General features: G+C 71.6%; 9 protein-coding genes. 5 read left to right on the plus strand and 4 right to left on the minus strand.

Translation table 11 applies throughout. From position 1 onward, the window contains the following. Positions 1-20: 20 nt before the first annotated feature. From IE302_RS34700 to IE302_RS34710, 3 genes are read right to left on the minus strand one after another with little or no spacing between them, the layout of a single operon-like run. Positions 21-1,250 (minus strand): glycosyltransferase, encoded by a 1,230-nt coding sequence (locus IE302_RS34700; RefSeq protein WP_191258684.1) that lies wholly within the window; start codon positions 1,248-1,250, stop codon positions 21-23. Next, positions 1,247-2,080, minus strand: coding sequence for an SDR family NAD(P)-dependent oxidoreductase (locus tag IE302_RS34705; RefSeq protein WP_191258685.1), 834 nt, complete (start codon positions 2,078-2,080; stop codon positions 1,247-1,249). Before IE302_RS34705 ends, IE302_RS34700 begins: the two co-directional genes overlap by 4 nt. Then, complete coding sequence (locus tag IE302_RS34710) at positions 2,077-3,123, minus strand: alpha/beta hydrolase (protein WP_191258686.1); 1,047 nt, start codon at positions 3,121-3,123, stop codon at positions 2,077-2,079. The genes IE302_RS34705 and IE302_RS34710 overlap by 4 nt, the downstream gene beginning before the upstream one ends. 446 nt (positions 3,124-3,569) lie before the next feature. Between IE302_RS34710 and IE302_RS34715 the strand changes: the two genes are divergently transcribed. From IE302_RS34715 to IE302_RS34730, 4 genes are read left to right on the plus strand one after another with little or no spacing between them, the layout of a single operon-like run. Beyond that, positions 3,570-4,238: a hypothetical protein gene (locus tag IE302_RS34715; protein ID WP_191258687.1), complete on the plus strand. Its 669-nt coding sequence runs from the start codon at positions 3,570-3,572 to the stop codon at positions 4,236-4,238. A 33-nt stretch (positions 4,239-4,271) separates the two neighbouring features. Continuing rightward, positions 4,272-6,017 carry a fatty acyl-AMP ligase gene (locus IE302_RS34720; protein ID WP_191258688.1) on the plus strand — a complete coding sequence of 582 codons (1,746 nt, stop codon included), beginning with the start codon at positions 4,272-4,274 and terminating at the stop codon, positions 6,015-6,017. Beyond that, positions 6,014-10,228 carry a type I polyketide synthase gene (locus IE302_RS34725; RefSeq protein ID WP_191258689.1) on the plus strand — a complete coding sequence of 1,405 codons (4,215 nt, stop codon included), beginning with the start codon at positions 6,014-6,016 and terminating at the stop codon, positions 10,226-10,228. Before IE302_RS34720 ends, IE302_RS34725 begins: the two co-directional genes overlap by 4 nt. Next, entirely contained in the window at positions 10,225-11,715 is a 1,491-nt protein-coding gene (locus tag IE302_RS34730; protein WP_191258690.1) for an MFS transporter, read from the plus strand. Before IE302_RS34725 ends, IE302_RS34730 begins: the two co-directional genes overlap by 4 nt. On the opposite strand, the gene IE302_RS34735 is transcribed toward IE302_RS34730, so the two are convergent. Further along, positions 11,690-12,109 carry a VOC family protein gene (locus IE302_RS34735; protein WP_191258691.1) on the minus strand — a complete coding sequence of 140 codons (420 nt, stop codon included), beginning with the start codon at positions 12,107-12,109 and terminating at the stop codon, positions 11,690-11,692. The genes IE302_RS34730 and IE302_RS34735 overlap by 26 nt on opposite strands. Before the next feature lie 89 nt (positions 12,110-12,198). Between IE302_RS34735 and IE302_RS34740 the strand changes: the two genes are divergently transcribed. Further along, positions 12,199-12,783, plus strand: coding sequence for a TetR/AcrR family transcriptional regulator (locus tag IE302_RS34740; RefSeq protein ID WP_191258692.1), 585 nt, complete (start codon positions 12,199-12,201; stop codon positions 12,781-12,783). Positions 12,784-13,337 lie beyond the last annotated feature (554 nt).

Below are 13,337 nucleotides of genomic sequence, written 5' to 3' on the forward strand. Positions count from 1 at the left end.
ACGCATAGATCTCGACAGCGTCAGCCCACCTGCCGAAGGATTTCGCGCGCACGCGCCACCCCGTCTTCCTCGCGCAGCCGCGCGGCGACGTACTGCGCCCCGCGTCGGAACAGGAGGTTGCCCGACAGCTCCAGCAGCCGCGCGGTCAAGGCGTCCGCGGTGAGCTCCCGCAGCGGCAACGGACGCGGTCCCGCGCCGAGGCGGGACACCCGATCGCCCCAGTACGGCTGGTCGGAGAAGACCGGGCAGACCAGCGCCGGGACGCCCGCGCGCAACGCGGCCGCGGTCGTGCCCGCGCCGCCGTGATGCACCACCGCGGCGGTACGCGGGAAGAGCCACGCGTGCGGGACGTCCTGAATCGTCAGGAGATCGTCGTCGCCGGATTCGGCGTCGGTGGCGAGCACGCCTCGCAGCCCCACCCGGCGCAACGCCGTGCGGACCGCGGCGAACGTCCGCTCCGCCTCCGACGGCCGCATACTGCCGAACCCGACGTACACCGGAGGCGGGCCCGAGGCGAGGAAGTCGCGCAGGCGCGGATCCGGCCGCCACGCGGCGGGGGTGTCGAGGAACCAGTACCCGGTGACGTGGACCCTGGCGGGCCAGTCCTTCGGCCGGGGCACGACGGCATCGGAGAACCCGCACAGCACCGGGGTTTCCGCCCGCCGGGGGCCACGCCACCCGGCCGCCGGGAGTCCGAGTTCCGCACCCCGCCAGCGATCCACCTCGGGCCGCAGCACCTGCCAGGCGACGGCGTCGACGGCGTGAAAGCTCAGCCGCCGTCCGCACGGCCCGGCCTTGGCCGCCCACGGAAGCAGCGGATGCGCGAACTTCCTGGTCGGCACGCTCGGCTGATAATGCAGTTCGACGTCAGGGACGCCGAGCGAGGCACCCAGGTGCGCCCCGAGGAACCCCAGCGTCGGAGCGAGCACGAGGTCGGCCCCGGCCGCTCCTCGGTGGACGTCGGCCAGCAGGCGTTCCAGGATCGGGGCCAGCGCACCTCGCAGACCGCGCAAGAACGCCGCCGGATTGCGGCTGCCCTCGGTCCATTCGCGGCCGCCGTCCGAACCGAGGATCTCGCCGGGATCCGCCGAGAGCGGCGCGAACTCCAGACCGTGCGCGGTCACCCAGGCCCGGAATCGCTCGGCCGCAAGCACCCGGACCCGGTCACCGTGAAGGCCGCGCCCCAGCGCGACGCACGGCTGGACGTCGCCCCGCGAGCCGGGAGCGACGATCACGACGAGCCGGGTCACCGTTTCGCCGCCGTCAACCGGTAGCGGAGCCGGAACGGCAGGTTCGCCAGCGCCGCCGCGATCCGTGCGTCCCGGCCGACCAGATAGCGCGGCGCGACACGGCGGGCGGTCAGCGCGTGGACCACGACCCTGGCCGCCCGTTCGGGCGGCACACCGTTCCGCGCGGACCGCTCGGCACTGCGTTCGGCCTCATCCAGTTGTGCCGCGTACCTTTCCCGCGCGGCCGGCGGCAAGGCTGCGCGCACCTCTTCGGCGGCGGCGCGGGCACGCGGCCAGATCGAGGTGGCGACCGCGCCGGGCTCGACGAGGACGACGTCGATCCCGGACGGCGCCAGTTCGGCGCGCAGGCTGTCGGTCAAGCCGACCAGGGCGAACTTCGACGTGTGATAGGGCCCGACCATCGGTCCCGCGATCCGCCCGCCCATCGAGCCGACCGTCACCACCCTGGCGGCGGGATCGGCGCGCAACGCGGGCAGCATCGCCTGCGTGACGGCGAGCTGACCGGTGACGTTGACCTCAAGCTGCTGCCGGAAATCCTCGATCGGGACGTGTTCCAGCGGTCCGGGCCGGGCCATCCCGGCGTTGTTCACCAGACCTCGCAGCGGTCCCGCCGCCGCGACCTGCTTCCCGCACGCCGCGATCGACGCCGTGTCCCGGAGGTCCATCCGGAGGACGGTGACCGCTTCGCCGTGGACGCGGGCGAGTTCGGTTTCGTCCGCGTCGGTGCGCACACTGGCCCAGACGTGCGCCCCTCTCCGGACGAGTTCGGCCACGCAGGCCCGGCCGATCCCGCTCGAAGCCCCGGTGACCACAAAGGACGGACGAGTCACGACGCCTCCCCCGTCTTCACCGGTGCCGAGAGGGCGCGCAGCATCCGCGGCCAGGTCTTGTGCAGCTGGTCCTGCCAGTACGCCCAGTGGTGCGTGCCCGGGCCGTAGAAGTCGGTCATGACCGGGACACCGAGGCGGTTCAGCCGGTCGGCCATCGCGGTGGTCTGCCCGGAGCACAGGAATTCGAGCAGCATCGCGCCGGGGAGCACGTCGATCGGGAGCTTCCCGTCGTACGGGCCGGGCAGACCGTTGCCCGTCGACAGGTACAGCTCGGTGCCGCGCAGGCGGTCGGCGTTCACCAGCGGATCGTGCGCGTCCCAGCGGGACGCCTCGCGCCGCCGGTCACCCCAGAGCGCCTCGGGATCCTGCCGGGCCGACGCGACGATCGCGCTGGTCAGAAGCTCGCCGTACGGGCCGGTGGGGTTGAGGTTGCCGCTGAACGACCCGGCGAACCGGAACACCCCCGGCCTCCGCGCGGCCAGTTCCACCGCGCCGTAGCCACCGAGCGAGAGCCCGGCCGCCACCCTCCGCCCGTCGCCGCGATAGCCGCGATCGATCAGCTGCGGGATCTCGACCGCGGTGAAGGTCTCCCATTGATTCAGTACGACGTCCTTGCCGTAATTCCACCAGTCGGAAAAGAACCCCGCCGAACCGGAACCCGGCATGACGACCAAGGCGCCGGAGTCGTCGGCGAGTTCCCGGATGTCGGTGTTGGCCGTCCAGCCGCGATAGTCCTGCAGCCGCGTCTCCCCGGCGAGCAGATACACCGACGGCCACTTCCGATCCGGTTCGGTGGCCCACCGCGACGGCAGGATCAGCCGCACCATCGCGTAACTCCCCACGCCGACCGAGCGCACGGTGAGATCCAGCATCCGCGGATCACCGTCCACAGTGGTCTGGGCGACGACATGCGAACCGTCGTCGGCGCGGGCGTCCGGGACGCCGTTCCCGGCCCGCGCCGGGGCGACGGCGACGCTCGGCAGCAAGCACGCCACGGCGGCCAGCACCGCGACCGCCCGCGGCAGCCTCGAAGTAATGCGCATACGTAATCCTTTGTCCCGGTCGTTCGACAGAATTCGAAAATGTGACGGCGATTACCCGCGAAAGGAAGTCGGAGATGGCGTCACGTTAAGCGGAAGAACCCCCTCCAGGCAATTGTCCTGCCCACAATCCGGGAGGACAATATGAATGCCAGGGAAACAAGAAAACGATCAGCCTCCCCCATCAGGGTGACCCAGCGCTCACGGAGCGTGAACGACACTGGCACGGCAGTACCAGACTGCCGCACACACCTGCGAAAAGTCCGGAAACGGCAGGTCACACCCAGTACACGAAGGACATTTACGTTCTCTTGATACCTTCCGGTATTCGATTTCCCGTCGTAGCCTTCGTCGTGCCGCCCGGGTTCGGCGTCCCCTGAAGCGACCCCGGTGCCTGCGTCCCACCGAAGGGACCGTGACCCCTCAGGACCCTTCCGAAAGGGCTATTCATGACTGCCCGAATTCGTGCTCTCCTCGTCTCCGCCGCCGCGGTGGCCACCATTTCCGGCATGCCGGGAGAATCGATTCAGGCGGCCGCGGCGCCACCCTCTCCCGCCGTTCCGCCCGCCGCCTTGCTCCCTCCCGAAACCGTCCCGCACGCCTCCGCGCGCGACGGTTTCGACCTGGCCTCGACACTGTCGGCACAGTCCAAGCAGGACCGTGAAGAAAGCCGGGTCGATGTCGGTGGCTGCGAGGACGTCGTGCACGGCAGGCTGGTCGGCGACGACGCCACCGGCCAGGGTTTCCAGTCCGCCGTACCCGGCGGCCAGGTGTCCGAACTGGTCGCCCGCATGACGAACCCGCCCGATCTGGCGGCCTGGGCCGCGCAGGCCGGGCGGTGCTCGAAGGTGACGGTCGACGACGCGGCCGGTTCCGCGGTGTCGACCGTCACCGTCCACCCCGCGCCCGTCGTCCCGGACGCGAAAACCCTTTCCTACCAACAACTCCTGACGCTTCCCGGACAGCCCCCCGAGCTGCCGGGACTGCGCCTGCGCACCGTCGCCATCGCCGCCGACGACGTCTTGGTCGTGCTTCGTGACGCCGGGCCGACCGGCCTCGACCTCGACGCGCTCGCCGTCACCGCCTGGCGGCACGCCGCCGGACCGCTCGGCCGCTGAACCCCGCACCACTCCGACCCCGAGGAGAAAGCCATGTCCCTGGCCCCCGAAAACCTGCCCGCCACGGCCGGCCCCACCCTCCCCGCCTGCCTCCGGCATTGGGCCGACACCGGCGGCGACCGGCCCGCGCTGACCTTCGCCGACTTCGCGACCGATCGCGCCGGACGGCGGCGGACCCTGACCTGGAAGCAGCTCCGGGACCGCGTCGACGCCGTCGCGGGGGCGCTGCCCGTCCGGCCCGGTGACCGGGTGGCCGTGCTGTGCCCGCAGAGCGCCGACTACGTGGTCGCCTTCCTCGGCGCGATCACCGCCGGCGCGATCGCCGTGCCGCTGTTCGACCCCGGGCTGCCCGGGCACGCCGGACGGCTCGCCGCGGTGCTGACCGACTGCTCCCCCACCGCGGTGATCACCACCTCCGCGACCGAGGACGCCGTCCACGAGTTCCTCGCCGGTCTGCCCGGCGGCGAGCGCGTCGCCGTCGTCGCGGCCGACAAGCCGTCCGAAGGCCCGGCCCGCGCGTGGCCCGCGCCGGATCCGGTGCCGGACGACGTCGCCTACCTGCAGTACACCTCCGGATCGACCCGCAGCCCGGCCGGCGTGGTGCTGACTCACGCGAACGTGCTGGCCAACGTCGGTCAGGCGGTCCGGGGACTCGGCATCGACCCGGCCGCGGGGACCACGGTGTCGTGGCTGCCGCTGTTCCACGACATGGGTCTCGTGCTCGGCCTGATCACGCCGCTGGCGACGGGCATGAGGTCGGTCCTGATGGATCCGCTGGCGTTCATCGAACGTCCGCTGCGCTGGCTGGAACTGCTCGGCGACTTCAACGGAAGCTGGAGCGCCGCCCCGAACTTCGCGTTCCACTACGCCGCGAGCCGGGTCCGAGAGGAGGACCGCGCCAAGCTCCGCCTCGACCGCGTCGCCGCGATCGTCAACGGCGCGGAACCGATCAACCCCGACGTCCTCGCCCGGTTCCACACCGCCTTCGCCGATTCCGGCTACCTGCCGGAGAAGACGCGCCCCGCGTACGGGCTCGCCGAGGCGACCGTCTTCGTCACCACCGGTCCCGGTGTCCCGCCGCGCGTCACCACGTTCGACCGCGCCGCGCTGGGAGCGGGCACGGCACGGCAGGCGGACGACGGGCTCCGGCTGGTCGCCTGCGGTGTCCCGGTCGGCCAGCACGTCGCGCTGGTCGACCCGGAAACCGGGGTCGCGCTGGAAGACGGTTCGGTCGGCGAGATCTGGGTCCACGGGCCCAACGTCGGCACCGGCTACTGGGAGAAACCCTTGGAGAGCACCGAGACCTTCGGCGCCCGGCTGACCGGCGCCCACGACGGGCTCCCGGAGGCGCCCTGGTTGCGCACCGGGGACCTCGGCGTCCGCTACGACGGGGAGGTCTACATCGCGGGCCGGATCAAGGACCTGCTCATCGTCGACGGCCGCAACCACTACCCGCAGGACGTCGAGGCCACGGCGGCCGCGGCCGACCGCGACATCCGTCCGGGCAGTGTCGCCGCGTTCGCCGTCGAAGGCGCGGACACCGAAGCGGCGGTCATCGTCGCCGAACACCGCGGTCACACCGACCTGACCACGGCGGACGAACAAGCCCTCGCCGTGTCGATCCGGCGGCTGGTCTCCGACGCGCACGGCCTCGCGCTGCGCGACGTCGTACTCGTCCCGGCGGGCCTGGTCCCCCGGACCTCCAGCGGCAAGATCGCGCGCGGTGCCTGCCGCGACCGCTACCTCGCCGGCGATTACGGAAAGGCCCTGGTGCGATGAGAAACCCGTCGCTCGACACCCCCGCCCTCCGCAGCTGGCTGCTCGACACGGTCGCACAACACACCGGCGTGGACGCGGCCCGGCTCGAAGCCGACCGTCCCCTCAGCGACTACGGCCTGTCCTCCCGTCAGGCCGTAGGCATCGCCGCCGATCTCGAAGACCTGCTCGGCACTCCGCTCCCGGCCACCCTGCTGTGGGAAAGCCCGACCATCGACCATCTGGCCCGCTCCCTCACCGGCGGCACCGAGCCGGAACCCGAGCCGACGGGCACGGACCGGCGCCGGACCGACCCGATCGCCGTCGTCGGCCTCGGCTGCCGCTGGCCGGGGGCGAACGGCCTCGACGAGTTCTGGGACCTGCTGCGCGGCGGACGGGACGCCGTCCGGACCGCGCCGCCGGGCCGGTGGGACGCCGACGCGGCACCGATCGTCGGCGGCTTCCTCGACGACGTGGCCGGGTTCGACGCGGATCATTTCGGCATCACTCCGCGCGAAGCGTCCACAATGGACCCTCAACAGCGGATGCTGCTGGAGGTCACCTGGGCGGCGCTGGAACACGCCGGGATCGCCCCGGCCTCCCTGCGCGGCAGCCGGACCGGCGTGTTCACCGGGATCTCCACCCACGACTACGGGCATCTCACGATGTCGGCCGGCGGCGTCGATCTCTGGACCGCCACCGGCGCGGCCGGGAGCATCTCGGCCAACCGGCTGTCCTACGTCTACGACCTGCGCGGACCGAGTATGGCGGTGGACACCGCGTGCTCGTCGTCGCTGGTCGCGGTGCACCACGCGGTCCGCGCGCTGCGCGACGGCGAGGCGGATCTGGCCTTGGCAGGCGGGGTGAACCTCATGCTGCTGCCCGGACCGACGGCCGCGTTCGCGGCGGCGGGACTGCTCGCCGGCGACGGCCGGTGCAAGACGTTCGCCGCGGGCGCCGACGGCATCGCGCGTGCCGAGGGCTGCGGCGTCGTCGTGCTCAAGCGGCTGGCGGACGCCGAGTACGACGGCGACCGGGTGCTGGCGGTGATCCGCTCCACCGCGGTCAACTCCGACGGCCGGTCGCAGGGTATGGCGGCGCCGAATCCCATCGCCCAGCAGGACATGCTGCGCACGGCGTATCACGGCGCCCGGCTCGATCCGTCCACTGTGGACTATGTCGAGGCGCACGGCACCGGCACACTGCTGGGTGACCCGATCGAGGCCCGTTCGCTCGGCGCGGTGCTCGGCAAGGACCGCCCGGCCGACGCCCCGTTGCTGATCGGTTCGGTGAAGACGAACATCGCGCACGCGGAGGCGGCCGCGGGGATCGCCGGGCTGATCAAGGTCGTGCTCGCGCTGTCCCGCGACGAACTGCCGCCCCAGCTGCACTTCTCCGCGCCCAACCCGCACATCCCGTTCGACGACCTGCGCCTGAAGGTGGTGACCGAGCCGACGCCGTGGCCGCGCCGGTCCGGCCGCGCCACGGCGGGGGTGTCGGCGTTCGGGTTCGGCGGGACCAACGCGCACGTCGTCCTCGAACAGGCGCCGGGCCCGGAACCGGCCGCGGACCGCACGGGCGTCCGGATCGGGCTGCTGTCCGCGCGCACCCGCGACAGGCTCACCGAACGCGCGACACAGCTGGCGAACTGGCTGGAATCCACGCCGTCGCTATCCCTCGCCGACGTCACCCACACGCTCTCCCGGCGCGACAACGGCGGACCGCACCGCGCCGCCGTCGTCGCCGGGGACACCGCCGAGCTGGCGGTGCTGCTGCGCGCCGTCGGCGCCGAGACCGATCCGCCGCCCGCGGGCGCGGTCACCGGCACCGCGTTGAGCACCGACGGCCCGGTGTTCGTGTTCTCCGGGCACGGTTCCCAATGGCCGGGGATGGGTCGCGGGCTGCTGTCCGCCGAACCCGCCTTCGCCGCCCAGGTCGACAAGCTCCACGATCTGTTCACCGAGCACACCGGCCGATCGCTGCGCGCCCTGCTGCTCACCGAGGATCCCTTGTCCCTGCCCGAAACCCAGACGGCGATCTTCGGGACGCAGGTCGCGCTGGCCGCCCAGTGGGAGGCGCTCGGTGTCCGGCCCGCGGCCGTCGTCGGGCATTCCCTCGGTTCCGCGGCGGCCGCCGTCGTGAGCGGCGTGCTCACTCCCGACGAGGCCGTCCACCTGGTCGCGACCCGGGCCCGGCTCCTGGGCACCATCGGGCCGGGCGGCGCGATGGCGGCGGTGGAGCTGGCGCCGGAGGAACTGGAGCTGTACCCGGACATCGAACTCGCCGTCGAATCCGCGCCGGGTCAGCTCACCGTGGCCGGGGACGCGACCGTCCTCGACCTGCTCGTCGCGGAACTGGAGGCCGCCGGGCTGACCGCGCGGCGGCTGCCGGTCGAGGTCGCCGGGCACTCCGCCCGCGTCGACCCCGTCCTGCCAGCGCTCCGGGAGGCTCTCGTCGAACTGGGCGGCCGCCGTCCGACGGTGCCTTGGTACGACACGGTGCTGGCCGATCCGCAGGAGCTGCCGGACTTCGACGCCGGGTACTGGGCCGCGCATCTGCGCCGTCCGGTCCGGTTCCGCCACGCCGTGGCGGCCGCCGCCGCGGACGGGCACCGGGTCTTCCTGGAAGTGTCGCCGCATCCGATCCTGCGGGGTTCGGTGGCCCGGACCCTGGCGGCCGAGGGAATCCACGACGCCGTCGTCACCGGGACGCTCCGCCGTGGTCAGGACGAGGTGCGCGCGCTGGGCACCGCCGCGGCCGAGCTCTACTGCGCGGGTACCCGCATCACCACCGCCGATCCGGACGACGGCGCCCGGCTGGTCGACGTCCCGCCGATGCCGTGGCGGCACGAACGGCACTGGTACACCGCCGCCGAGGAGGCGCCGTCGTTCGCGACGCGGGTGAAGGAACCCGAGCCCGTGCGCGGCGGCGGCAGAGATGGTGGTGGTGGTGGTGATCGGCTGACCGAGATCGTCGCCGCCGTGATGGGGCTGCGTCCCGACCGCATCGACGCCGACGTCCCGCTCGTCGAACTCGGGCTGGATTCCCTGATGGCGAACCGGATCCGGGAGACCGTCCGGCGGGAGTTCGGCACCGAACCCGATGCCGCCAGTGTGCTCAGGGGCGCCACTCTCGCCGACCTCGGCCGGGATCTCGCGCCACGCGAGAACGAGGATCCGCGTCCGGCCCGGGGTCGTGCCTGGGACGCGGCCGACCGTCTGGTGCTGCGGCTGTGGCTGGAGCACACCGGAACCGACGCGGGCGGCACTCATGTCCGGCTGAGCGAGAGCGACACACCGGACCGGCTGGCCGAGTTGCTCGCCGGAGGGCTCAGCACCGAACTCGACACGCCTGTCGACGCCGCCGAACTCCGCCGGCACGACTCCCTCGCGGCCATCGCCGACGTCGCCCGCGCCGTCCTCGACACACGGGAGGAGCGAGGGCCGGTCCACGTCCTCACTCCCGGCGAAGACGGTGTCGCGCCGCTACTGCTGTTCCACCCTGGCGGCAGTACGTGCACGGTGTACCGGCCGCTGCTGGACAGGTTGCCGTCCGCCGTACCGTGCGTCGGGTTCGAACGCGTTCCCGGGGTCAGCGTCGAGGAACGGGTCGAGCGGCTGCTGCCGCTGGTGCGGGCGCAGCGCCGCGACCGGCCGTACCGGCTGGCGGGCTGGTCGTTCGGCGGAGCGCTGGCGTACGGAGTCGCGGCACGGCTCGCCGAAGAAGGCGAAGACGTCGAGTTCGTCGCGCTGATCGACACCATGCTCCCCCTCCCGGAGCCCGATCTCGACCCGCGCGCGTCGTCCGCCCGGCGGTTCCTGCGGTTCACCGGGTACGTCGAAGGGACCTACGGCCGCGAAGTCCGGCTCGGCCATGAGGAACTGGCTCCGCTGCCCGAGGAGGAACAGATCGAGCTGACCATGCGACGGGTCGCCGAAGCCGGACTGCTCAGCCCCGGCGTGCTCCGGCATCAGCGTCAGTCCTTTTTGGACACCCTGGCGGCCGAACGCGCCACGCCCCGCCGTTACGACGGCCGGGTCGTGCTCTACCGGGCGGTCGAGCAGTACGCGGCCGGATTGGCGATGGAGCCACGGTACTCGCGCACGGATCTCGCGGCGGGCTGGGCGGAGTTGTGCCCGGAGCTGGAGATCGTGCCGGTCGAAGCGCACCACCTGTCGGTGGTCGACCCGCCGCACGTCGATGTCGTGGCGCGGCATCTGGCGGGACTCCTGTGACCACGGCCCGGGCCGAGCGAGCGGTCGACCGCGCCCGGCCGCTCTTGGCGGTACTCGGCGCCGGGCTCTTCCTCGTGGCCGTCGACGCGACGGTGCTGCACGTCGCGTTGCCCGACCTCGTACGGCAGCTGCGGCCGGGTGCGGCGGCTCAGGTGTGGATCGTGGCGATCTACCCGCTGACCGCCGCGCCGCTGCTGCTGCCGTTCGGCACCCTCGGCGACCGGTACGGACGGCGGCGCGTACTGGTCACCGGGTACGTGGTGTTCGGGATCGCGTCGCTGGGCTGCGCGTTCGCGCCGAACGTGCCGGTGCTGCTGGGTTTCCGCGCGCTGCTCGGCGGTGGCGGCGCGATGATCATGCCGGTGACGATGTCGTTGCTCCGGGAGCTCTTCCCGGAGCAACGAGCGCGTCGCACGGCGATCGCGGTGTGCAGCGGGATCGCGGGGACCGGCTCGGTGTTCGGACCGATCCTCGGCGGGGTCCTCGTCGAGGCGTGGGGCTGGCGGTCGACGTTCCTGCTGAACCCGCCGGTGATCCTGGCGGCGGTGGTACTGGCTCTGCGCTGGCTGCCCAGGAGTTCGCCGGGACGACGGTCGTGGGACGCGCTCAGCGCCGTCCTCGCGGCGGGCGGTGTCCTCGGGATCGCTTTCGCCATCGGGCATCCCGGGTCCTGGTTGCCCGCCGTCGTTTCGGGCGCGCTGGGCAGTGTCCTCATCGGACTGTTCATCCGCCGCCAGCGCCGGACCGATCCACCGCTGCTGGATCTCACCCTGTTCCGGGTGCCGGGAGTGCGAGCCGCGGTGGGCGGGATCCTGCTGGTGATGAGCACACTGGTCGGACTCGGCCTGTTGTTCGCCCAGTACCTCCAGGTGGTGCTCGGCCTTTCCCCGACGGCGGCGGCGACCCGGCTGTTGCTGGTGCTGGGCGCGTCGGCCGTCGGCAGCGTGGTGACCCCCTCGCTGCTGGGTCGGTTCGGCAACGCGCGGGTCCGCAGGGCCGGCTTCGCGGTGACAGCGGTGTCCTTGCTGGTCCCGGCCGCCGGACCGGCCGCGCTGACGTCGCCGGTGCTGCTGGGCGCCGGGCTCACGGGACTGGGCCTGGGAATGGCGCTCGCCCTCACGTCGAGCACCGACACCCTGCTTTCGGCGACCTCGGCCGACCAGGCGGGCGGCGCCGCGGCGGTGGAGAAGACGGGTTACGAACTGGGCGCCGGTTTCGGGACGACGGTGTTCGGTTCCTTGGCCGCCGTGGTGTACGCGGGACATCTGACCGTCCCGGCCGGGGTGCTCGAGGCTGCTCGGCAGCTGGCCTTGTCGGGACCCGCTCAAGCGGAGACGGCCGCCTCGGGACTTCCGCCGCAAGTAGCCGGCGAACTGCTCGACGCCGCCCAGGCCGCCTGTACCACCGGCTTGCAGGTGTCGGCGGCGGTCGCCGGTGGGTTGTTCGTCCTGGCCGTCCTCGTCAGCTCGGGCGGGCCTCCTCGGTGAACTGCCCGGCGTACTCCCCCGTCGGCGGGATCTCCTGGATCACGTCGATCAGCACGCCGTTGGGATCCGCGACGATGAAGTGCCGCTGCCCGAATTCCTCACTGCGCAAGGAAAGCTCCTCGGGCAGCCCCGCTTCCCCGACCAGCCGCCGGTGTTCGGCGTCGACGTCTTCGACCTCGAAGTTCAGCAACAGTCCCTGCACGGGTTCGCCGAACCCGGCGGGAATGGTTTCGTGGCCGGGCGCGAGGATCGCGAGCTCCCACTCACCGCGCTTGAGGCTGACGTACCAGTCGGCCTCGAACGTGAGCTCGAAGCCGAAGTGGCCACAGTAGAAGTCCCGCGTCTCGGCGATCTTCTCGGTCATGAGAACGGGATAGAAGCTGGTCAGACGCATGGTGCCGCCTTGTCTCGCAAACAATACCGACCGTCGGTTTGTTTTTACGACGTTAGCCAACCGACGGTCGGTATGTCAAGATTCCGGACATGGCCCGCACGAAGCAGCAACAACGCGAAGAGACGATGGAGGCGCTGACCGCCACCGCCCGGCGGCTGTTCGCCGAACACGGGTACGGCAAGGTCGGCCTGGAGACCATCGCGCAGACCGCGGGCGTGAGCAAAGGCGCGCTCTACCACCACTTCAGCAGCAAGGCCGACCTGTTCCGGCACGTACTCGGCGTCGTGCAGCAAGACGTCGGCGAGCAGATCGCGCGGGCCGCGGACGCCTCGCCCGACTCATGGACGGGACTGCTGGCGGGATGCCGCGCGTTCCTCGCCGCGGCGACCGATCCGGAGACGCAGCAGATCATGCTGCTGGACGGTCCGTCGGTGGTCGGCTGGCAGGACTGGCGCGAACTGGACGAGGAGGCTTCCGCCCGGCACCTCGCCGAAGCGCTGACCGGGCTGATGACCGAGGGCCTCCTGGCGAAGCGGCCCGTCGAACCGTTGGTGCGCCTGCTTTCCGGCGCGATGAACGAGGCCGCGGTCTGGCTGGCCCACTCCCCCGACCCCCAAGCCGACCTCGCCACGACCATGGACACGCTCACGCCGATGATCGAAGCACTGCGCTGAGCGAGACTGTTGAGCTTCAGAGCTGCCGCCCAACGCGAAAGGCCCCACTCAGTGGTGGACTGTAAACGAGCGGTGTAGCTCCCAATCCTGGAAGCGCATCTGATGACCGGCGTGGAGAACGCCGAGGACTCGATGCCCGCGCCCGGCCTGGACGGCCCGGATGAGCGGCTCGTCGCGCAGTTGCCGAGCCGTGCCAAGCCGTCGGGTGAATCGAGACCTTGGCCGAGCGGCGTACTCGATTCGTCATGCTGGCGCGCATTCCTCACGATCGCACAGCCGAGAATGTGGCCCTACGGTCGGCCGCAAAGATGCCGGTGTACTTTTGCGATCCGCGCTCACCCTGGCGACGCGGCAGCAATGAGAACACCAAGGGATATCTGCGCCAGTAGCTCCCCAAAGGAGCCGACCTATCCGGGTATACCCAGGACGAACTCGATGCCATCACATACGGACTCTACGACCGGCCACGGCAAATGACACGACCTCACCTCGGAAGTCTTCAAACCTTGTTCACTATGCCTTTGACCTGCTTGTATACCCCTTAAGCGATCTTG

Source organism: Amycolatopsis oliviviridis (assembly GCF_014654365.1).
In the GTDB taxonomy this organism is placed as follows: Bacteria; Actinomycetota; Actinomycetes; order Mycobacteriales; family Pseudonocardiaceae; genus Amycolatopsis; species Amycolatopsis oliviviridis.